The sequence below is a fragment of the Kitasatospora sp. NPDC007106 genome (assembly GCF_040634455.1).
Lineage (GTDB): Bacteria > Actinomycetota > Actinomycetes > Streptomycetales > Streptomycetaceae > Kitasatospora > Kitasatospora arboriphila.
In genome coordinates, this window is the sequence record NZ_JBEYFP010000003.1 from 41,656 (window position 1) to 62,305 (window position 20,650).

The 20,650-nt window shown below is 73.6% G+C and carries 21 protein-coding genes; 10 read left to right on the forward strand and 11 right to left on the reverse strand.

The features are described 5' to 3' along the window. Position 1 precedes the first annotated feature (1 nt). Both ccsB and ABZ641_RS00805 read left to right on the forward strand, forming a co-directional pair. On the forward strand, positions 2 to 1,135 hold the full coding sequence (gene ccsB, locus ABZ641_RS00800; protein WP_359978122.1) for a c-type cytochrome biogenesis protein CcsB: 1,134 nt from the start codon (positions 2 to 4) through the stop codon (positions 1,133 to 1,135). Between the two features lie 139 nt (positions 1,136 to 1,274). Continuing rightward, a complete protein-coding gene (locus ABZ641_RS00805; RefSeq protein WP_344621376.1) occupies positions 1,275 to 1,679 on the forward strand; it encodes a hypothetical protein in 405 nt (134 codons plus the stop codon). A 56-nt stretch (positions 1,680 to 1,735) separates the two neighbouring features. Here ABZ641_RS00805 and ABZ641_RS00810 read toward each other — a convergent pair whose 3' ends face one another. The 3 genes from ABZ641_RS00810 to ABZ641_RS00820 form a co-directional block, all read right to left on the reverse strand. After that, positions 1,736 to 1,942 (reverse strand): acyl-CoA carboxylase epsilon subunit, encoded by a 207-nt coding sequence (locus ABZ641_RS00810; protein WP_344621377.1) that lies wholly within the window; start codon positions 1,940 to 1,942, stop codon positions 1,736 to 1,738. A 58-nt stretch (positions 1,943 to 2,000) separates the two neighbouring features. Continuing rightward, positions 2,001 to 3,602, reverse strand: coding sequence for an acyl-CoA carboxylase subunit beta (locus tag ABZ641_RS00815; RefSeq protein WP_344621378.1), 1,602 nt, complete (start codon positions 3,600 to 3,602; stop codon positions 2,001 to 2,003). Between the two features lie 388 nt (positions 3,603 to 3,990). Then, positions 3,991 to 4,404 (reverse strand): PLD nuclease N-terminal domain-containing protein, encoded by a 414-nt coding sequence (locus ABZ641_RS00820; RefSeq protein ID WP_344621379.1) that lies wholly within the window; start codon positions 4,402 to 4,404, stop codon positions 3,991 to 3,993. A 78-nt stretch (positions 4,405 to 4,482) separates the two neighbouring features. Here ABZ641_RS00820 and ABZ641_RS00825 point away from each other — a divergent pair, with 78 nt between their 5' ends. Beyond that, complete coding sequence (locus tag ABZ641_RS00825) at positions 4,483 to 5,940, forward strand: menaquinone biosynthesis decarboxylase (RefSeq protein ID WP_344621380.1); 1,458 nt, start codon at positions 4,483 to 4,485, stop codon at positions 5,938 to 5,940. Further along, entirely contained in the window at positions 5,937 to 6,836 is a 900-nt protein-coding gene (gene mqnP / locus ABZ641_RS00830) for a menaquinone biosynthesis prenyltransferase MqnP (protein ID WP_359978125.1), read from the forward strand. Before ABZ641_RS00825 ends, mqnP begins: the two co-directional genes overlap by 4 nt. Positions 6,837 to 6,858: 22 nt before the next feature. Here the strand turns inward: mqnP and ABZ641_RS00835 are convergent, their stop codons facing one another. The 6 genes from ABZ641_RS00835 to ABZ641_RS00860 form a co-directional block, all read right to left on the reverse strand. Then, on the reverse strand, positions 6,859 to 9,540 hold the full coding sequence (locus ABZ641_RS00835; RefSeq protein ID WP_359978127.1) for a fumarate reductase/succinate dehydrogenase flavoprotein subunit: 2,682 nt from the start codon (positions 9,538 to 9,540) through the stop codon (positions 6,859 to 6,861). Between the two features lie 91 nt (positions 9,541 to 9,631). Then, complete coding sequence (locus ABZ641_RS00840; protein WP_359978129.1) at positions 9,632 to 10,357, reverse strand: ABC transporter ATP-binding protein; 726 nt, start codon at positions 10,355 to 10,357, stop codon at positions 9,632 to 9,634. Continuing rightward, a complete protein-coding gene (locus ABZ641_RS00845) occupies positions 10,354 to 11,217 on the reverse strand; it encodes an ABC transporter permease (RefSeq protein WP_359978131.1) in 864 nt (287 codons plus the stop codon). Before ABZ641_RS00845 ends, ABZ641_RS00840 begins: the two co-directional genes overlap by 4 nt. After that, a complete protein-coding gene (locus ABZ641_RS00850) occupies positions 11,214 to 12,605 on the reverse strand; it encodes an ABC transporter substrate-binding protein (protein WP_359978133.1) in 1,392 nt (463 codons plus the stop codon). Before ABZ641_RS00850 ends, ABZ641_RS00845 begins: the two co-directional genes overlap by 4 nt. 14 nt (positions 12,606 to 12,619) lie before the next feature. After that, a complete protein-coding gene (locus ABZ641_RS00855) occupies positions 12,620 to 12,847 on the reverse strand; it encodes a ferredoxin family protein (protein WP_263104849.1) in 228 nt (75 codons plus the stop codon). An 11-nt stretch (positions 12,848 to 12,858) separates the two neighbouring features. Then, positions 12,859 to 13,611: a GntR family transcriptional regulator gene (locus ABZ641_RS00860; RefSeq protein WP_359978135.1), complete on the reverse strand. Its 753-nt coding sequence runs from the start codon at positions 13,609 to 13,611 to the stop codon at positions 12,859 to 12,861. A gap of 250 nt (positions 13,612 to 13,861) precedes the next feature. On the opposite strand from ABZ641_RS00860, the gene ABZ641_RS00865 reads away from it, so the two are divergent. Further along, positions 13,862 to 14,245 carry a VOC family protein gene (locus ABZ641_RS00865; RefSeq protein ID WP_344621517.1) on the forward strand — a complete coding sequence of 128 codons (384 nt, stop codon included), beginning with the start codon at positions 13,862 to 13,864 and terminating at the stop codon, positions 14,243 to 14,245. 88 nt (positions 14,246 to 14,333) lie between these two features. Continuing rightward, on the forward strand, positions 14,334 to 15,278 hold the full coding sequence (locus ABZ641_RS00870) for a glycoside hydrolase domain-containing protein (protein ID WP_344621382.1): 945 nt from the start codon (positions 14,334 to 14,336) through the stop codon (positions 15,276 to 15,278). Positions 15,279 to 15,306: 28 nt separating this feature from the next. Here ABZ641_RS00870 and ABZ641_RS00875 read toward each other — a convergent pair whose 3' ends face one another. Beyond that, positions 15,307 to 16,023, reverse strand: a complete 717-nt coding sequence (locus ABZ641_RS00875) for an MOSC N-terminal beta barrel domain-containing protein (protein WP_344621383.1) — start codon at positions 16,021 to 16,023, stop codon at positions 15,307 to 15,309. 53 nt (positions 16,024 to 16,076) lie between these two features. Continuing rightward, complete coding sequence (locus ABZ641_RS00880; protein ID WP_359978138.1) at positions 16,077 to 16,817, reverse strand: cyclase family protein; 741 nt, start codon at positions 16,815 to 16,817, stop codon at positions 16,077 to 16,079. Between the two features lie 89 nt (positions 16,818 to 16,906). Between ABZ641_RS00880 and ABZ641_RS00885 the strand changes: the two genes are divergently transcribed. The 4 genes from ABZ641_RS00885 (at position 16,907) to mqnE (ending at position 20,596) form a co-directional block, all read left to right on the forward strand. Further along, positions 16,907 to 17,548 carry a UbiX family flavin prenyltransferase gene (locus ABZ641_RS00885; protein ID WP_344621385.1) on the forward strand — a complete coding sequence of 214 codons (642 nt, stop codon included), beginning with the start codon at positions 16,907 to 16,909 and terminating at the stop codon, positions 17,546 to 17,548. 119 nt (positions 17,549 to 17,667) lie between these two features. Next, positions 17,668 to 18,129 (forward strand): Lrp/AsnC family transcriptional regulator, encoded by a 462-nt coding sequence (locus ABZ641_RS00890; protein ID WP_344621386.1) that lies wholly within the window; start codon positions 17,668 to 17,670, stop codon positions 18,127 to 18,129. Between the two features lie 27 nt (positions 18,130 to 18,156). Further along, complete coding sequence (locus ABZ641_RS00895; protein WP_344621387.1) at positions 18,157 to 19,119, forward strand: threonine/serine dehydratase; 963 nt, start codon at positions 18,157 to 18,159, stop codon at positions 19,117 to 19,119. Positions 19,120 to 19,432: 313 nt separating this feature from the next. After that, positions 19,433 to 20,596, forward strand: coding sequence for an aminofutalosine synthase MqnE (gene mqnE / locus ABZ641_RS00900; RefSeq protein WP_359978145.1), 1,164 nt, complete (start codon positions 19,433 to 19,435; stop codon positions 20,594 to 20,596). Positions 20,597 to 20,650: the final 54 nt, after the last annotated feature.

Here is a 20,650-nt window from a genome sequence, read left to right on the forward strand (position 1 = left end):
GGTGAATCTCGCCTCGGTCGACCCTCATCTGGCCGACCTCTCCAACAAGCTGATCTACTCGGCGATGGCCGTGTACACCCTGGCGATGTTCGCCCACCTCTTCGAGTGGACGTTCGGCAGCAAGGGCGCGATCGCCATCCGCTCCGCCGAGCAGTCCGGCGGGCTGGCCGCGACCCTGGCCGCCGAGGAGTCCAAGTCCGCCGCCCGCAAGGTCACCGTCACGGTGGCCACCGCGGACGGGGGCACCACCACGCTCACCCGCACCGCCCTCGCCGACGCCGGCGCCACCGTGGTCACCAGCGGCCGCGGCGACGGCTCGGCGGCCGACGGCCCCGGCGCCGCGGGCACCAGCGAGCGGGGCGACCTGGCGGGCCGGATCGCCGTCTCGCTGACCGTCCTCGGCGTCCTGCTGCACGCCGGCGGCGTGCTCACCCGCGGCCTGTCGGTGATGCGCTGGCCGTGGGGCAACATGTACGAGTTCTCCTGCGCCTTCGGGCTCACCATGATGCTCGCCTACCTGGGCCTGCTGGTGGCGGGCAAGAAGGTCCGCTGGCTGGGCCTGCCGGTGGTGCTGGCCGTGCTGCTGACCCTGGGCGTCGCCGTCTCGGTGCTCTACACCGACTCCGAGCAGCTCGTCCCGGCGCTGCACTCGTACTGGCTGGGCATCCACGTCTCCACCGCGATCATCTGCGGCGGCGCGCTGTACGCGGCCTTCGTGGCCACCGTGCTGTACCTCGGCAAGGACTCCTACGAGCGCCGGGTCGAGGCCGGCCTGCCCGGCGGCCCGCTGCGCATCCCGGTCTCGGTCTGGGAGCGGCTGCCCGCCGCGTCGACCCTCGACAAGCTCTCGTACCGGATCAACGCCCTGGTCTTCCCGCTCTGGACGTTCACCATCATCGCCGGCGCGATCTGGGCCGAGGCGGCCTGGGGCAAGTACTGGGAGTGGGACCCGAAGGAGACCTGGTCCTTCATCACCTGGGTCGCCTACGCCGCGTACCTGCACGCCCGGGCCACCGCCGGGTGGAGGGGCCGAAAGGCGGCCTATCTGGCCCTGTTGGCGTTCGCCTGCTGGCTGTTCAACTACTACGGCGTCAACATCTTCGTCACCGGCAAGCACTCGTACGCCGGCGTCTGAGAGGCCGCCCGCACGCCTGCGGGCGGCGGCCGGCCACCGGCCGCCGCCCCGGGCGGGGCCGTTCCACCGAAGAAACCGTGAGGGATCGCCCGTCCGGTCGTTGACCAGGACGTCCAGTCAGCCGCGAGGAGGGGCCGCCATGGAGAGCGACGAGGTCATGCTGACCGTCCGGATCACCGCTGCGGAGAGAGCACTGCTCCGCCGGCTGGCCCAGGGCCATCGCAGCGACGTCTCCGAGGTCGTCGCGGACGGTCTGCTGGACATCCTGCCGACCCTGCACTGCGCCCAGGACGCCTACCGCCTGGTGGCCGCCCTGCGGGCGCCCGCGCCGTGCGCGCAGACCGTCTGGCTGCCGACCGACCTGGCCGACCTGCTCGGCCCGGCGGCGGGCCGGATCGCCCAGACCACCGGGGTGCGCCTCGGCTCCTCGTGCATCGTGCTCGGGGCCGCCGTCCGGCTCTGGCTGGGCCAGGACCCGCAGCTGCTCGCCGAGCACCTGTCGACCATGCACGAGGGCCGTCCGGCCGCCCTCGCGGCCGCGTAGCGCGTCGGTGAACGACCCGGGCCCCGCACGGTGACCGTGCGGGGCCCGGGTGCGTGTCAGGCGGCCTGCTGCCAGCTGACCGGCGAGTAGTACGCCGGGCGGCGCTCCAGGCGCTGCCAGCTGGCGATCGGCTCGACCGCCGGGGCGGCGGCCTGCTGGGCGGTGGCGGCCCGGGCGAGCAGCACCGCGGTCAGGGCGGCCAGCTCCTCGGCGTTCAGCGAGCCGCGGACGATGCGGACAAGGGGTTCGGCGGAAGCGCTCATGGTCCTTGTTTCTCCCCCATGGTGAAGTCTGACGGGTTCCGATCGGCGTAAGAACCGGTTACATCGGAGGGTTGCCGTGCTTGCGGCTCGGCAGGTCGGCGTGCTTGGTGCGGAGCATGGCGAGCGAGGCGGCGAGCACCTGACGGGTCTCCGCGGGGTCGATGACGTCGTCCACGAGGCCGCGCTCGGCCGCGTAGTACGGGTGCATCAGCTCGCTCTTGTACTCCTTGATCTTCTGGGCCCGCATCGCCTCCGGGTCCTCGGCCGCGGCGATGTCGCGGCGGAAGATCACGTTGGCGGCGCCCTCGGCGCCCATCACGGCGATCTCGTTGGTCGGCCAGGCGAACGACAGGTCCGCGCCGATGGAGCGGGAGTCCATGACGATGTAGGCGCCGCCGTAGGCCTTGCGCAGGATCAGCGAGATCCGCGGCACGGTGGCGTTGCAGTAGGCGTAGAGCAGCTTCGCGCCGTGCCGGATGATGCCGCCGTGCTCCTGGTCGACACCGGGCAGGAAGCCGGGGACGTCGAGCAGGGTGACGATCGGGATGTTGAAGGCGTCGCACATCTGGACGAAGCGCGCGGCCTTCTCGCTGGCGTTGATGTCGAGCACGCCGGCCAGCGACTGCGGCTGGTTGGCGATCAGGCCGACCACGTGCCCGTCGATCCGGGCCAGGGCCACGATGACGTTGGTCGCCCAGCGCTCGTGGACCTCCAGGTACTCGCCGTGGTCGACGACCTCCTCGATGACCTTGCGCATGTCGTACGGGCGGTTGCCGTCCGCGGGCACCAGGTCGAGCAGGCTCTCGTTGCGGCGCTCCACCGGGTCGTCGGTGGAGCTGGCCGGCGGCATCTCGCGGTTGTTCTGCGGCAGCAGCGAGAGGAGGTAGCGGACCTCCTCGATGCAGGACTGCTCGTCGTCGTAGACGAAGTGCGAGACGCCGGAGACCGAGGAGTGCACGTCGGCGCCGCCGAGGCCGTTCTGGGTGATCTTCTCGCCGGTCACGGCCTGGACGACGTCCGGGCCGGTGATGAACATCTGCGAGGTCTCCCGGACCATGAACACGAAGTCCGTGAGCGCGGGGGAGTAGGCGGCGCCGCCGGCGCAGGGGCCGAGCATGACCGAGATCTGCGGGATCACGCCCGAGGCCTTGGTGTTGCGCTGGAAGATGCCGCCGTAGCCGGCGAGGGCGGTGACGCCCTCCTGGATGCGGGCGCCGGCGCCGTCGTTCAGCGACACCAGCGGCGCACCGGCCGCGATGGCCATGTCCATGATCTTGTGGATCTTCTGCGCGTGGGCCTCGCCCAGCGCGCCGCCGAAGATCCGGAAGTCGTGCGCGTAGACGAAGACCGTCCGGCCGTGCACGGTGCCCCAGCCGACCACCACACCGTCGGTGTGCGGCTTCTTCGCCTCCAGGCCGAAGCCCTGGGCGCGGTGCCGGCGCAGCGGCTCCACCTCGCGGAAGGAGCCCTCGTCCAGCAGCAGGTCGATCCGCTCGCGGGCGGTCAGCTTGCCCTTGGCGTGCTGGGCCTCGGTGGCCTTCTCGCTGGGACCCCGCCGGACCTGCTCCCGGAGCTCGTGCAGCTCGGCCACCCGCCCGCGCGCGTCGGCCGGGATCGCGGGGATCTCTCCGCCGACCGGCGCATCGTGCAGAACCGTCATCTCGAACCACTCCAAGTGTGAGGGAACTGTCCCGGCAGGCGGCCTGCGGTACGCGGCTGCTGCTCCGGCGAACACTTCTTCACCTACGACACTACGAGGGAGGGCCGCCGCCGCTCGGCGTCGATTCCGTACAAGGTCGGGCCCCAGAAGCTGTACAGGGCACACAGTGGGTCACACCGCGCCGACCGTCCCGGGGGGTGCGGCCGGGGGGTCCGCAGGGTCCGTCACAGGGGGTGGCCGGACCCCCGACCGCCCAGGTCAGGACGGGTGTCGGGGAGCGTTCGCGCACGGCTCGCCCCCGGTCCGCGGGGCGGGCCGGGGGCGTGCGGTTCCTACGGCGCGCGGCGGCCGTCGGGCTCCCGGATGGTAGGGAAGCGCCAAATTCGGTTCAGCCGCGCGGATCGTCCTCCGGCTCGTCCTTTCGGCGCAGTTCCTCCTCGCGCCGGCGGAGGTCGGACTCCCACTGCTTGAGCATGTCCTCGTGCCGCGCGTTGTCCTTCTTCAACGAGGCCAGGAACTCCGGGTTGTCGTCCGGGGCCACGTAGCGCTCCGCGGGCCGCTCGTACTCGGGGAAGCCCGCCGTGGGGCCGGCCGGCCAGGGCACGGCCCGGCCGCGGGACCGCGCGCGGTTGCGCCCGGCCACCAGCCAGGCGATCGACCCGACCAGCGGGAAGAGCAGCACGATGATCACCCAGGCGACCTTGGGGAGGTAGCGGACCTCCTCCTCCGGCGTGGTCAGGCAGTCGATGAACGCCCACACCCAGAGCGCGAGCAGAAGCAGCGGCGGCACAACTCTCAACACGGCGTCGGTCTCCCCCGGAACGGCGAACAGGGCCCCTCTTGGCGGGGCCAGGTTAACCGGTGTCGGATACTGACAGGCATGGCATACGACGATCTCCGCTCCTTCCTCCGCGCCCTGGAGCGCGAGGGCGACCTCAAGCGGATCAAGACCGAAGTGGACCCGTACCTGGAGATCGGGGAGATCGTCGACCGGGTGCAGAAGGCCAAGGGCCCGGCGCTGCTCTTCGAGAACGTCAAGGGCGCGTCCATGCCGCTGGCGATGAACGTCTTCGGCACCGAGCGCCGGCTCGCCAAGGCCCTCGGCCTGAAGTCCCCCGACGACATCTCGGAGAAGATCGCCGGCCTGCTCCGGCCCGAGCTGCCGCAGGGCTTCACCGGCTTCCGGGACGCCTTCGGCAAGCTCGCCTCGATGGCCCACGTGCCGCCGAAGAACGTGAAGACCGCCGACGCGCCCGTCCACGAGGTCGTCCTCACCGGCGACGACGTCGACCTGGAGCAGCTGCCCGCCCTCTTCACCTGGCCGCTGGACGGCGGCTCCTTCTTCAACCTGGGCCTCACCCACACCAAGGACCCGGACACCGGCGTCCGCAACCTCGGCCTGTACCGCCTGCAGCGGCACGACCGGCGCACCATCGGCATGCACTGGCAGATCCACAAGGACAGCCGCAACCACGCCGCCGTCGCCGCGAAGCGCGGCGAGCGGCTGCCGGTCGCGATCGCCTTCGGCTGCCCGCCCGCCGTCACCTACGCCGCGACCGCGCCGCTGCCCGGCGACATCGACGAGTACCTGTTCGCCGGCTTCGTGCAGGGCGAGCGGGTGAAGATGGTCGACTGCAAGACCGTCCCGCTGCAGGTGCCCGCCGACGCCGAGGTGGTGCTGGAGGGCTGGCTGGAGCCCGGCGAGATGCTCCCCGAGGGCCCGTTCGGCGACCACACCGGCTTCTACACGCCGCAGGAGCCCTTCCCGGCGCTCACCATCGACTGCGTCACGATGCGCCGCCGCCCGCTGCTGCAGTCCATCGTGGTCGGCCGGCCGCCGACCGAGGACGGGCCGCTCGGCAAGTTCACCGAGCGCTTCTTCCTGCCGCTGCTGAAGATCATCATCCCGGACATCGTCGACTACGACCTGCCCGAGGCCGGCGGCTTCCACAACTGCGTGATCGTCTCGATCGACAAGAAGTACCCGAAGCACGCCCAGAAGGTCATGCACGCCATCTGGGGCGCCCACATGATGTCGCTCACCAAGCTGATCGTCGTGGTGGACGCCGACTGCGACGTGCACGACTACCAGGAGGTCGCCTGGCGGGCGCTCGGCAACGTCGACTACAGCCGCGACCTGACCGTCGTCGAGGGCCCGGTCGACCACCTCGACCACGCCTCCTACCAGCAGTTCTGGGGCGGCAAGGCCGGCATCGACGCCACCCGCAAGCTGCCCGAGGAGGGCTACACCCGCGACGGCGGCTGGCCCGAGATGGTCGCCTCCGACCCGGAGACCGCCGCCCTCGTCACCAAGCGCTGGAAGGAGTACGGACTGTGACCACGGCCGCCTTCGAGGTCCCGCCCGGCAAGGTCAAGTCCTTCCTGCGGCTGGTCATGATCGAGCACTCGGTGTTCGCGCTGCCCTTCGCGTACATCGCCGCGCTCACCGCGATGTTCCTCGCCGACGGCCGGGTGCACTGGGGCGAACTCTTCGTCGTCACCGTCTGCATGGTCGGCCTGCGGACCTTCGCGATGGCCGCCAACCGGATCATCGACCGCGAGATCGATGCCCGGAACCCGCGCACCGCCGGCCGCGAACTCGTCACCGGCGCGGTGTCGCTGCGCACCGCCTACGTCGGCTCCGCCGTCGCCCTCGTCGTCTTCCTCGGCGCGGCCGCCCTGCTCAACCCGCTCTGCCTGGCGCTCGCCCCCGTCGCCGTCGTGCCGATGATCGTCTACCCGTACGGCAAGCGGTTCACCGACTTCCCGCACGCCATCCTCGGCCTCGCCCAGGCCGCCGGCCCGATCGGCGCCTGGCTGGCCGTCACCGGCACCTGGTCCTGGGACGCCGTGGTGCTCGGCCTCGCCGTCGGCGTCTGGATCGGCGGCTTCGACCTGATCTTCGGATGCCAGGACGTCGCCGCGGACCGCGCCGAGGGCGTCCGCTCGGTGCCGGCCCGGTACGGGATCGCGGCGGCGCTGTACGGCGCCCGCGCCTGCCACGCCGTCACCGTCGCGCTGCTCGCCTGGTACGCCGTCCTCACCGACGCAGGCCCCGCCTTCTGGGTCGGCCTCGCGGTGGTCGTCGGCGCCTTCCTCTACGAGCACGGCATCGTCAAGCCCGGCGACCTCTCCCGCCTCAACCGGGCCTTCTTCACCACGAACGGCTTCGTCGGCATCTCCCTCTTCGGCTTCGCCCTGCTCGACCTGGTCCTCCGGGGCCTGACCGTCTGAGACGGCGCCCCCGGCGGTGCCCCTACGTGCCGGCGACCTTCCGGAGCGCCAGGCGGGTGTAGGCGCGGACGTCGGCGTCGGGGTCGGCCAGCCGGGTGCGGAGGGCCGACCGGACGGCGGGTTCGGCGGCGGTCGGGGCCAGGGCACGGACGGCCGCCTTGCGGACGTCCGCGTTCCCGTCGGCCAGCAGGGCCAGCAGGGGTGCCGTCCGCCCGGCGGCGGCGAGTGCGCCCGCGGCGGCCTTGCGGACCTGCCAGGCCGGGTCGGGGGCGGCCGCCAGGTCGGCGAGGGCGGGCGGGCAGCCGATCCCTGCGGCTCCTTCGAGGGCGGCGGCCCGCACCAGCGGATCGCCGTCCCGGGCGAGCCGCCGCAGTGCCCCCTCGGCCGTCGGGTCGCCGATCGTCCCCAGCCCCTCGCCGACGGCCACCCGGACCTCCCGGGCCGGGTCCGCGGCGACGCCGACCAGGGCCGACGCGGCGTTCAGCGAGACGAGTCCCCGAACGGCCTGCAGCCGGACGGGAACGGCCTCGTCCGCTGCCCCGGCGGCGAACAGCGCGCGGGTCCCCGTCCGCAGCACCCGGGACAGCTCCAGCACGCCGGCCCGGACGACCGGGTCCGTCGAGGCGGCGGCGCCGGCGAGGGCCGGGCCGAGCGCGCGGTCGAGCACGTCGGCGAGCTCCCGCAGGCCGGCCACGGCGGCGCTCCGGACGCGTTCGTCGGGATCGTGGAGTGCGGCGGCCAGCGCGGGGCCCGTTCCCTCGGCGGCGTGCTCGGTGAGGACGGCGACGGCGGTGCGCCGCACGTCGGCGGAGTCGTCCCGGAGGTACGGCGCGAGGGCGTCGGGGTCGGGTCCGTGCTCGGCCAGCCGCAGCAGGTCGAGCAGCCGGGGCGGGGCGGCGGCCGGGCCGGGTGCGGCCGGTGCGGCCGGGGCGCCGGCGGAGGTGCCGGTGCGCCCGACCGCGAGGGGGTGGACCTCGCCGATCAGTTCGGTCTCCCCGTCCGGCGGCTCCAGCCCGTCCACCGGGACGAGATAGGGCGCGACCGGCCGGGTGAGGAACTCCATCGCGCCGTCGGCGGCCTTCCGCAGGTTGAGGTGGCGGAACCAGCGCCGGTCGTCCCGGCCGGGGTGGTCGGTGCGCTCGTGGTAGAGCCCCCAACGGCTCTCCTCGCGGGCGAGCGAGGAGCGGGCGGCCATCTCGGCGCAGTCCCGGATGAAGTCGACCTCGACCGCCCGCATCAGCTCGTGCGGGGTGCGGGCGCCCATGCCGGCGATCTCGCCGCGCATCCGCTCGAAGTGCTCCAGGGCGACGGAGAGCCGGGCGCCGGTCTTCGGCGGGGCGACGTAGTCGTTGACGAAGCGGCGCAGCTTGTACTCGACCTGGGGCTGCGGCGGGCCGTCCGGGTTCCGCAGCGGCCGGTAGACGAGTTCGTGGGCGGCCTTCAGCTGGTCCTCGGGCAGTTCGGCGCGTTCGGCAGGCAGGTGGGCGGCGGCGTGGGTGCCGGCGAGGTCGCCGAAGACGAACGCGCCGATCATGTAGTTGTGCGGGACGCAGGCGAGGTCTCCCGCCGCGTACAGGCCGGGCACGGTGGTGGCGGCGTTCTCGTCCACCCAGACCCCGGCGGCCGAGTGCCCGCCGCACAGGCCGATCTCGGAGATGTGCATCTCGACGTCGTGGGTGCGGTAGTCGTGGCCGCGTCCGGCGTGGAAGGTGCCGCGGCTGGGCCGCTCGGTGGTGTGCAGGATGCCTTCCAGGGCGCGGACGGTCTCCTCCGGCAGGTGCGTGGTGCGGAGGTAGACCGGGCCGCGGTCGGAGGCCAGTTCGGCGGCGAACTCGGCCATCATCTGCCCGGACCAGTAGTCGGAGTCGACGAAGCGCTCGCCGTGCCGGTTGACCTGGTACCCGCCGAAGGGGTTCGCCACGTACGCGCAGGCCGGGCCGTTGTAGTCCTTGATCAGCGGGTTGATCTGGAAGCACTCGATGCCGCTGAGCTCGGCGCCCGCGTGGTACGCCATGGCGTAGCCGTCGCCGGCGTTGGTGGGGTTCTCGTAGGTCCCGTACAGGTACCCGCTCGCGGGCAGGCCGAGCCGCCCGCAGGGCCCGGTGGCCAGGACGACCGCGCCGGCCCGGACGGCGACGAACTCGCCGCTGCGGGTGTCGAACGCGGCGGCGCCGACCGCCCGGCCGCCGGAGGTGAGCACCCGGACGGGCATCACCCGGTTCTCGATGGTGATCCGCTCCCGCATGTGCTTCTGCCGCAGCACCCGGTAGAGCACCTTCTTGACGTCCTTGCCCTCCGGCATCGGCAGCACGTAGCTGCCGGAGCGGTGCACCTGGCGGACTTGGTACTCGCCGTACTCGTCCTTCTCGAACTTCACGCCGTACCGCTCCAGGCGCTGGACCATGGCGAAGCCGCGGACGGCGGTCTGCCGGACGGTGCGCTGGTCGACGATGCCGTCGTTGGCCAGGGTGATCTCGGCGACGTAGTCGTCGGGGTCGGCGCGGCCGGGGACGACGGCGTTGTTGACGCCGTCCATGCCCATGGCGAGGGCGCCGGAGTGCCGGACGTGCGCCTTCTCCAGCAGCAGCACGTTCGTGCCGGCCTCGGCGGCACTGATCGCGGCCATCGTGCCGGCGGTCCCGCCGCCGACGACCAGCACGTCGCACTCCAGCAGCCGCGCGTCGGCGAGGTCGGGTGTCTCCATCGGGTTCTGCCTTTCGCAGCCGGCGCACGCAACGGTCGGCGCAGTCGATCAGGGGGCGGCGCCGGCCCCGTCCGGGGCCGGCGGCACGGGCTCAGAGCGAGCCGAGGATCCGCTCGCGCAGGGCGAGCACCGCGGGGTCGGTGCGGCGGGCACCGTCCCGCGGGTGCGGCACCTCGTGGACGGCGGCCACGGTGCCGCCGCCGAGGACGGCGACGCGGTCGCCGAGGAACAGGGCCTCGTCGACGTCGTGGGTGACGAAGACGACGGTGCAGCGCTGCCGCTCCTGGACGGAAAGCAGGAGCCGCTGCATGGCGGCACGGGTCTGCGCGTCGAGCGCCCCGAACGGTTCGTCCATCAGGACGGCCCGCGGTTCACCGACCAGGGCCCGGGCCAGCTGGACGCGCTGCCGTTGCCCGCCGGAGAGTTCCCGCGGCAGGCGGTCGGTGAGGCCGTCCAGCCCCACCCGGCCGATCCATTCGGCGGTGGGGGCGCCGCGCAGGGCCCGCGGCACCCTGCGGACGGTGAGCGGCAGTTCGACGTTGCGGCGGACCGTCCGCCAGGGCAGCAGGCCGTCGTCCTGGAAGACCAGGGCGCGGTCGGCGCCCGGGCCTCGGACGGGCTCGCCGTCGGCGAGCAGCTCGCCGGCCACGGGCCGCAGCAGCCCGGCGAGCGCCCTCAGCAGGGTGGACTTGCCGCCGCCGGACGGGCCGACGACGGTGAGCACCTCGCCGGGTTCGACGTCGAGGTCGACGCCGTGCAGCACCGGGTGGCCCGGGTGGCCGAGAGCCAGGTTCCGGGCGGTCAGCCGGAGGGTCATCCCCGGCCTCCTCTCGGGTCGTCGCCGCCGGCGCGCGGCGGCAGCCAGGCGGTCAGCCGGCGGCCGGTCAGTTCGACGGCGCCGGAGGTGAGCCATCCGAGCAGGCCGATGGTGGCCATCCCGACGAAGACGCCGGGGTAGTCGAGCACGGTGTAGGCCTGCCAGGTGCGGTAGCCGACGCCGTACTGCCCGGAGACCATCTCGGCGGAGATCACGCAGATCCAGGACACCCCGATGCCGACCGACAGGCCGCCGACCACGCCCGGCAGGGCGCCCGGCAGCACCACCGAGGCCAGCACCCGGGCGCGGCCGCCGCCCATGGTGCGGACGGCCTCCTCCCAGCGCGGCGGAACCGCCCGCACGGCGTGCCGGGTGGACACGGTGATCGGGAAGAACGCGGCGGTGCAGGTGATGAAGACGATGCCCTGCTCGTTCTCCGGGAAGAGCATGATCGCGACCGGCACCAGGGCGATCGCCGGGATCGGCCGGACCAGTTCCAGCACCGGCCCGAGCAGATCGGCGGCCCACCGCGAGCGGGCGGTGAGCACGCCGATCGCGGTACCGAGCACGGCGGCGAGCAGGAAGCCGAGGCCGATCCGCCGCAGACTGTCCGTCAGGTCCTGCCAGTACTGGCCGGTGCCGAGCTGCCGGCCGAAGGCCTGCCCGACCTGCAGGGCCGTCGGCAGGTGGTCGAAGCGCACCCACAGCTGCACCTGGTGGGAGGTCAGCAGCTGCCACAGCCCGACGAAGCCGAGCAGGGCCGCGGCGCGTACGGCGCGCCTGCCGGCCTGCCGGGGGAGCGGCCGCGCGGTGCCCCCGTGGTCGGTCGCGGGCGGCGCGGGCCGCACCGCGGTGCTCATGCCGCCGCCAGGGCTTCGTCCCAGCCCACGGCGCGGGCACCGGGGTGGGCGGCGAGGTACGCGGCGGAGCCGTCCCCGGTGGTGAACGGCAGCAGGGCGGCGCCGTCCTGCACCCAGTGGTCCTTGTCGGCGAACCAGCGGGTGCCGGTGGCGGCATCCGGCACGTAGGCGGCGCGGAGCTTCTTCCCGGCGGTCGTTGCGGCCTTCACCGCGCGGAGCAGGCAGACCGGGTCGGCGGCGGGCCGGGTGGTCTCCTCGCCCCGGAACCAGAGCTCGCCGGCCTGCTTCAGGTCGGTGACCGGCCGCCCGCACGTCTCGTCGGTGCCGGTGATCCTGGCCGGGGCGGTCTCCGGCAGGGCGGCGGCCGCCAGGTAGGACGGGTCGACGAACTTCTCGACGTCGAGGGCCTTGAGCACCCCCACCGACTTGAGGAAGGGCACGTCCTGGCGGAGCGCGTCGACCAGCTCGGGCCGCAGCGGGGTGGCGAAGGTCGCGATCCCGTTCGGGCCGTTGTAGAGGTGGACGACCTCGGCGGGCAGGCCGGTCGCCTCGGCGACCGTGCGGCTGGCCTCCAGCGGGTGCGCGTTGAGGTACTCGGTGGCGTCGGCCTGGGCGTTCAGGAAGGCCCGGACGACTTCCGGGTGCGCGGTGCCGTACTTCTGCCGGATCACCACGCCGTGCAGGGTGGGCCGGCCGAGTGCGGCCCCGTCGTACAGCAGCCGGCCGTCGCCGGCGAAGACCACCGCGCCGGGCCAGGCGACGAACTGGGCGAGCGCGTCCACGCTTCCGGCCTTGAGCGCGGACGCGCCGACGGCGGGCTGCTGGTTCTGCTTCTGGATCGCACCGTCGGGGACGCCGACCTTGCGCAGGGCCTGGACGAGGGTGCCGTCGGCGGCCGAGCCGACCGAGGTGGAGACCTTTTTGCCCTTGAGGTCGGCCAGCGTGTGCGCGGGGGAGCCGTTCGGCACGACGACGCCGTTGAGTGCGCCGAGCAGGTTGTAGCCGGTCACCGAGACCAGCCGGGTGCCGGGGCCGCCGGCCTCCTGCGCACGGGAGCCGTTGATCAGCAGCGGGTAGTCGCCCATCGAGCCGATGTCGATCTTCTCGGCGAGCATCTGGGCGGTGATCGGCGCGCCGGAGTCGTAGTCCTGCCAGACGACCCGGTAGGTCCTCCCGTCCTTCTTCCCCTGCTCGGCGAGCCGCTGCTCGAACCAGCCGCGGGCGCGCAGCAGGGTGCCCGCGGTGACGGTGTTGATGGTCTTCGACTGGTAGCCGACGACGACCTGCACGGTACCGTCGCCGGTGGCGGAGGCGGAGGAACAGGCGGTCGCGGCGGCGAACAGGGCGGCGGCCAGCAGCGGCCGGGTGACGCGTCCTGGGCGGGGCATGGCGGGCTCTCTCCTCAGCGCAGCAGGTAGGGCATGTTGACGGTGACGGCCCCGGTGGGGCAGCGGGCGGCGCACGGGCCGCAGTACCAGCACTCGTCGACGTGCATGTAGGCCTTGTGGGTGTCCGGGTCGACGGCCAGTGAGTCCAGCGGGCACATGTCGACGCAGAGCGTGCACCCGTCGATGCAGAGCGAGGCGTCGATCGTCACGGGCACGTCGGCGCGGTGGTCGGCGAGCGCCATCGGCGGGCTCCCTACGGGATGTCGCGCAGCAGCCGGCCCTGCATGGTGATCCGGTCGCCGCGGAAGCGGATGTATTCGAGGTCGACGGGTCGTCCGTCGGCGAGCGTGGTGAGCCGCTCCAGCATTAGCAGGGCGGCACCGCGCGGGACTTCCAGGACGCTCGCGGAGTGCGCGTCGGCGCTGACCGCCTCCAGGGTGATCTCGGCGCTGCCGAGCGGCTGCCCGGCGGCCTCCTCGATCAGCCGGAAGACATCGGTGTGCGCCAGGTCGGCGGCGTCCAGCCCGGCGCCGAGGTCGGGCGCCAGGTAGGTCAGGTCGAGCGAGAGCGGCAGCCCGTTCAGGCGGCGCAGCCGCTCGACGTAGACGACGTCGGCGCCCTCCGGCAGGCCGAGCCGCCGGGCGACCGGCCCGGGGGCCCGGACCGGGCCGAAGGAGCGGACCTCGTTCACCACCTCGCCGTGCTCGTGCAGCGTCTCGGCGAGGCCCTGCAGGCGGTTCAGCCCGTGCGGAACCTTGTCGGCGACCACCAGCGTCCCCGAGCCGGGCACCCGGCGGACGAGGCCCTCGGTGCGCAGCAGGTCCAGCGCCTCCCGGACGGTGTTCCGGGACTCGCCGAACTCCTCGGCCAGCTGCTCCTCGTGGGGCAGCGCACCACCGGTGAACACACCGGCCAGCACCTGGCGGCGCAGCACGTCCGCGACCTGCCGGGCGCGGTCGGCGCGCGGCCGCCGCACGCCTGCGCGGACGGTGTTCTCGCTGGTCATCGATGCTGCTCCGGGATCGGTGTGGCGGTGCGGTCGGGGTCGGCCACGACCATAGGGCCGCGGCGATGGCGGCCGGGTTGCCGCAGCATTACGCCACCTGACGGGCCGTCGGCGGCCGCCGCGACCTGCGGCGACGGCGCCGCGCCGACGCGAAGTGCCACCGTGCGCCGTGTGCTCCGGGCGTGGCGGGCGCCGGCGGGGGATCATGGAAGGACGGCAGAGCCGCCGCTACCCGGAGGAGTGGTCACCGATGATCGGCAAGCTGCAGTGCGTCGTCCTGGACTGCCACTACCCGGCCGGGCTGGCCCACTTCTACGCGGCCGTGCTCGGCGGCGAGATCGACCGCCCCGACCCGCGCTGGTCGCTGGACGCCGAGTGGTCGACCGTCCACACCCCCGACGGCATGGTGCTGGGCTTCCAGCGGGTCGACGACTACCGCCCGCCGATGTGGCCGGACCCGGCCCACCCCCAGCAGCTGCACCTGGACGTCGACGTCGAGGACCTCGACGCCGCCGAGGAGAAGGTGCTGGCGCTCGGCGCGGTGCGCAAGGCCGCCGAGCCCGGCTGGCGGGTGTACGTGGACCCGGCGGGCCACCCGTTCTGCCTGGTCGGTCCGGGCGGCGGCACGGCCTGAGCGGGGACCGAGCGGCCCTGCCGCGGCGCCCCGCGGCGACGGGTGATAGGTCTTCGTGCCACCTGTCGTCCGTCCCGGAGGGGCCCGCGTGCCGAAGGAACGATCCCCGCGCCGCCGTACCGCCGCGCTGTCCGTCGCGGCCGTGGCCGTGCTCGGCGGTGCGGCGCTGACCGCCCGGGCCGGGGTCGTCGGAGCGGCCGACCGGACGGCCGCGGTCGCCCCCGCCGGCGGGACCTCCGCGCCGCCCGCACGGACCCCACCCACCGCCTCCGCCGCGGCCCCGCCGGGGTCGGCCTCCGCCCCGGCCCCGACGGGCGACCCGGCGGTCTTCACCGGCCTCGCCTTCGACACCTGCACCGCCCCCGCACCGTCGGCGATGAACGCCTGGCACGGCACCTCGCCGTACGGCGCGGCGGCGGTCTACGTCGGCGGCAGGAACCGCGGCTGCGCCCAGCCGCAGCTGACCCCGTCCTGGGTGGCCTCGGTGACGGCCACCGGCTGGCGGCTGATCCCGCTGTACGTCGGCGCGCAGCCGCCCTGCCGGAGCGGCAGCAACCCGGAGAAGCTCACCGCCGGCACGGCGGTCGACCTCGGGTCCGCGGACGGCGCGGACGCGGTGGCCGCGGCCGGGGCCCTCGGCATGAGGCCCGGCAGCACCCTCTACCTGGACGTGGAGTCCTACGACGCCGCCGACACCGCGTGCGCGGCGGCCGTCCTCGCGTACACCCGGTCCTTCGACCGGGCGGTGGAGGCCCGCGGCTACCGGCCGGGCTTCTACGGCTTCGCCGCCTCCAGTGCCGCGGGCATCGCCCGGGCGGCGGCGGAGGGCACCCCGGACCTGCCGACGGCGCTCTGGTACGCGAAGTACGACGGCGTCGAGGACACCGTGACGGGCTTCCCCTTCGCCGCCGGGCTCTTCACCGGCCACCGCCGCGGCCACCAGTACCGGGTCGACCGGAGGGAGACCCACGGCGGCGTCACGCTGACCGTCGACCGCAACGCCTGGGACGCCCCGGTCGCCGTCGTCGGCTGAAGCGTGCCGCCGGCGGCGTACGGCCGCGCTACCCGGCGGTGAGGACCAACGGGTCGCCGACCCTCAGCCGGCCGGGGGAGACCACGGTGGCCAGGGCGTCCAGCCGGTTGTCGTGGCCGCGGGCGACCGCGCGGAGGATCTCCGGTGCGTGCGGCAGGCCGGGCTGCGGCGCGCCGACCATCGCGCACCGCTCGCTGGCCCGGACGAAGGCCAGCCGGACGCCGTCGCCGAACCGGCCCTCACGGCCGAACCAGCCGTCCTCGGTGAACGGCGGGGTGCCGGGCGGGGTGCGCAGCAGGACGTTGGGGCGGAAGCGCCGTTCGTCGACGACGGCGTCCGGGACCTCGGCGCGCACCCGGTCCAGGGTGGCGGTGGTGAGCACCGAGACGGGCAGCTGGTCGAAGTGCGAGACGGCGTCCTCGCGGGCGAGCGCTACGTCCTCGCGCTCCAGGTAGGCGCGGAGGAAGGCGTCCGGGTCCTCGACCGGGCTGCCGAGCGGGTCGAGGAGCTCCGGGGCGTCGAGCCGGTGGCCGAGTCGGGAGGAGAGCCGCAGCAGGCCGTCCATCCGCCGGAAGCGGCGGGTGTTCTTGCCGGAGCCGAACCTGCCGGAGCCGTCCCGCACCGCGTAGAGCCGGTCGCCGGCCAGGCCGCGCCCGTCCACCTCGACCGCGTCGAGGAGTTCGCCGCCGGTGGACTTCACCGGGTAGCGCCAGATGCGCTCCACGACACCGGAGATCTCTGCCATGGCGGGAGCCTATCCGGCCCTCCCGATCGTGGTCTAGACCTATTGGCGGACCGTCAGCCCACCCGCGCGACCGCCCGGACGGGCGCGCCGTCCGCCGCCGCCAGCCGCAGCGGGAACAGCGACACCTCCACCGGCGCACCCGCCTCCCGGGCCGCCAGCAGCGGGGTCAGGTCGGTGAGGTTCTCGGCGATCACCCCGCCGCCGTCCCGGCCCAGCAGCACCCGGTGCGCGGCCAGCGAGGGCTCCTGGCCCGCCGGGTCGTGCTCGTCCGCCAGCTCCGCGAGCAGCGCCGCCACCGCCGGATCGGCCGGTCCCTGCTCCGGCGTCGGGTCTACCGACAGCGCGTCCACCCCGACGGTGCGCACCCCCGCCGCCACGATCGCCTCCGCGGCCTCCCGGGACAGGTACGGGTGCGCCAGGTACAGCTCGCTGCCCCAGTGCCGCGGCCAGCCGGTGGCCAGCAGCAGCACCGCGCCCGGCGTGCACTCGACCAGCGCCGGGGCGAGCTGATCCGCCGTCACCGCGGTGCGCGGGGCCAGCCCGCGCAGGTCCGCGACCACCGCCGGGCCGGTGAACAGCTCCAGCGGCAGCCCGTCCAGCGTCGGCCAGGTCACGTCCACGTGGTACGGGGCATCCACGTGCGTGCCCGCCTGCGAACCCAGGTGCAGCGCCAGCACGTTGACCCCGGCGGTGTCGGTGGTGAGGGCGGGCCGCAGCTCCACCTCCGGGTCGCCGGGGTAGACCGGCATGCCGGTGGTGAGCGGATGGGTGAGGTCGATCAGCGTCGGCGCCATGCCGTCCATCCTGCCCCGCCCGGCCCGCCCGGCGCAGCGCTCCCGGGCCACTGCCCCGCCCCCGGTGCCCCACCGCCTAGGGTCGGAGCATGAACGATTCGCAGGTGCGCAGGCCGTGGGTGGTGGGGGTGTCCGGCGCGTCCGGGACGCCGTACGCGGCGTCGGTGATCCGGGCGCTCCTCGCCGCCGGCGAGGCGGTCGACCTGGTGGTCTCCCGCGCCGCCCGGCTGACCATCCTCGACGAGACCGGCATCGCCTACCGGGACGCCCACTGGCGCGAGGACCTGGCCCGCTGGATCGGCACCGACGACCTCGACGGCGTCCGCCACTGGTCGGCCGGCGACTTCGCGGCCGGCCCGTCCTCCGGCTCCTACCCGGCCAAGGGCATGCTGGTCGTCCCGGCGACCACCGGCGCGGTGGCCGGCATCGCGCTCGGCCTCAGCAAGGACCTGCTGCAGCGGGCCGCCGCCGTCACCCTGAAGGAGCGTCGCCCGCTGGTGGTGTGCCTGCGCGAGACACCCCTCAATGGGGTGACGTTGAAGCACCTGGTCGAGCTGGACGCGCAGGGCGCCGTGGTGCTGCCCGCCTCGCCGGGCTTCTACGCGGGCGGCTCCACCGCCCGCGAACTGGTCGACTTCGTGGCCGGCCGGGTGCTCGACGCGGTCGGCGTGCCGCACGCGCTCTACCGCCGCTGGGACGGCGAACTGGGCGCTGCGGCCAAGGCAGAGTGAGACCGTGCGGATCGGGAGAGTATGTTCATTGCGATATCCGGGTTGATCGGCGTACGCCGCCTTCGAATCCGGATAATGATCTCGGGTCCGGTGAGGTTCGGAAGGGCGCTGGCAGGTATATGGACACAGTGGACAGACAGCTCATCCAGGCACTGCGGGAGAACGGCCGCGCCTCGTACGCGGAGCTCGGCCGACTGGTCGGCCTGTCGGGTCCGAGCGTCACCGACCGCATCAACCGGCTGGAGCAGGCCGGGGTGATCACCGGCTACCGCGCCACCGTCAACCCGGCGTCGCTGGGCTTCGGCGTGACCGCCCTGATCGGTCTTCAGCTCACCGACGCCGCCGACCACGAGGACGTCGCCCACCGCCTCAAGGACCTCTCCGAGGTCGAGGACTGCTGGTTCATCGCCGGTGACGACTCGTACATGCTCAAGGTGCGCGTCCCCGACGTGGAGGGGCTGGAATCGGTCGTCAAGCGGATCTCCGGCACCAAGGGCGTGGCCCGCACCCGTACGACCGTCGTACTGTCCACCAAGTGGGAGAGCCGGGTCAGCGACCTGCCGCTGGGCTCCGGCGAGTGACCCCGCGGACGACGGAGGAGTGACACGATGACGCTGGTCGGACTGGAGGAGCTGCGCGCCGCGCAGCAGCGGATCGCCGGGGTGGCCGTACGGACCCCCCTGCTGCCCTGCCCGTGGGCGGCGGACGGCGAGCGCCGTCTCTGGCTCAAGCCGGAGAGCCTCCAGCCGACCGGCGCGTTCAAGATCCGCGGCGCCTACAACCGGCTCGCGGCGCTGACCGCCGAGGAGCGGGCGCGCGGCGTGGTCGCCCAGTCCAGCGGCAACCACGCGCAGGCGGTCGCCTACGCGGCCGGCCTGCTCGGCATCAAGGCCGTCATCGTGATGCCGGACACCTCCCCGGCGGTGAAGGTCGAGAACACCCGCGGCTTCGGCGCCGAGGTCGTCCTCGTCCCGCCGCACGAGCGCGACACCCTGCCCGCCGAGCTGGTCGAGAAGCACGGCTACGTCTGGGTGCCCCCGTACGACGACCGCCACATCATCGCCGGCCAGGGCACCGTCGGCCTGGAGATCGCCGAGGACGCCCCCGACGAGCTGGACACCGTGCTGGTGCCGGTCAGCGGCGGCGGCCTGATCTCCGGCACCGCCGCCGCGCTCAAGCTCGCCTGCCCGGGCGTGCGGATCGTCGGCGTCGAACCCGAACTCGCCGCCGACGCGCAGGCCAGCCTGCGGGCCGGCGAGCACCTCGCCTGGCCGGTCGCCGACACCTACCGCACCGTCGCGGACGGCCTGCGCACCCCCTCGGTCGGCAAGCTGCCCTTCCGGCACCTGCAGGCGTACGTGGACGACATCGTCACCGTCACCGAGGACGAGATCCGCGACACCGTCGCCCTGCTGGCCCGCCGCGGCCGGCTGGTCGCCGAGCCGTCCGGCGCCGTCGCCCCCGCCGCCTGGTTCCACCGCGCCTCCGAGGTCGGCGGCCGGGTCGCCGCGGCCGTGGTCAGCGGCGGCAACCTCGACCCGGCCCTCCTCAGCGAGCTGCTCGCCCGCTGAGCGGTCCCCAGGGGGACCAGGACGCCCATCAGGGGCGCGGGGCGATCGCTTCAGGGGCGCGGGGAACCGCGCAGTCCGGGGGCGGCGGTGGCCGAACCGGGCTGGCCCATGGTTCGTAAGGTGGCCCGCATCCGAATCGCGCAGTTCCCCGCGCCCCTGAAGCGATCGCGCACCCCTGGGCTGATGTCCCCGCCCCCGGAGTGGTCGCCGCCGCGCCGCGGGCTTCCCGCGCCCCTGTGGCCGGGCCCCGCATACCGAGGCGTAGGCTCGGTTCCGGCATTGTTTCGGCAGGTACGAGAGGCGGGGTCACCGCATGGACGCAGGGCTGAAGCGCGAGCTGGAGGCGAAGGTCTACGCGGGCGAGCGGCTCACCCGCGAGGACGGCATCGCGCTCTACGAGAGCGACGACCTGGCCTGGCTGGGCGGTCTCGCCCACCACGTGCGGACGCAGAAGAACGGCGACGTCGTCCACTTCAACGTCAACCGCCACCTCAACATGACCAACGTGTGCAGCGCCTCCTGCGCGTACTGCTCCTTCCAGCGCAAGCCGGGCGAGAAGGACGCGTACACCATGCGCATCGAGGAAGCCGTCCGCCTGGCCAAGGCCATGGAGGTCGAGTCCCTCACCGAGCTGCACATCGTCAACGGCCTGCACCCGACGCTGCCCTGGCGCTACTACCCGCGCTCGCTGCGCGAGCTGAAGGCCGCGCTGCCGAACGTCTCGCTGAAGGCCTTCACCGCCACCGAGATCCACTGGTTCGAGAAGATCAGCGGCCTGACGGCGAGCGAGATCCTCGACGAACTGATCGACGCCGGCCTGGAGTCGCTCACCGGCGGCGGCGCGGAGATCTTCGACTGGGAGGTCCGTCAGCACATCGTGGACCACGCCACCCATTGGGAGGACTGGTCGCGGATCCACCGCCTGGCGCACGAGAAGGGTCTCAAGACCCCGTGCACCATGCTGTACGGCCACATCGAGGAGCCCCGGCACCGGGTCGACCACGTGCTGCGGCTGCGCGAGCTGCAGGACGAGACGGGCGGCTTCCAGGTCTTCATCCCGCTGCGCTACCAGCACGACTTCCACGACTCCAAGGACGGCGTCGTGCGCAACCGGCTGATGGACCGCACCGAGATGGCCACCGGGGCCGAGGCGCTGAAGACCTTCGCGGTCTCCCGGCTGCTCTTCGACAACGTCCAGCACGTCAAGGTGTTCTGGGTGATGCACGGCGTCACCACCGCGCAGCTGGCGCTCAGCCACGGCGCCGACGACATGGACGGCTCGGTCGTCGAGTACAAGATCACCCACGACGCGGACAACTTCGGCACGCCCAACAAGCTCGGCCGTGACGACCTGCTCGACCTGATCCGCGACGCGGGCTTCCGCCCGGTCGAGCGGAACACCCGCTACGAGGTCATCCGCGAGTACGACGGCCCGGACCTGGCCCGTCGGGAGACGCCGCAGGCGATGCGTCTCTGACACCCCGCCAGTCGCGGGCGGCCGCGCCGCGCCGCCGCACCGGGGCCCGTCGGC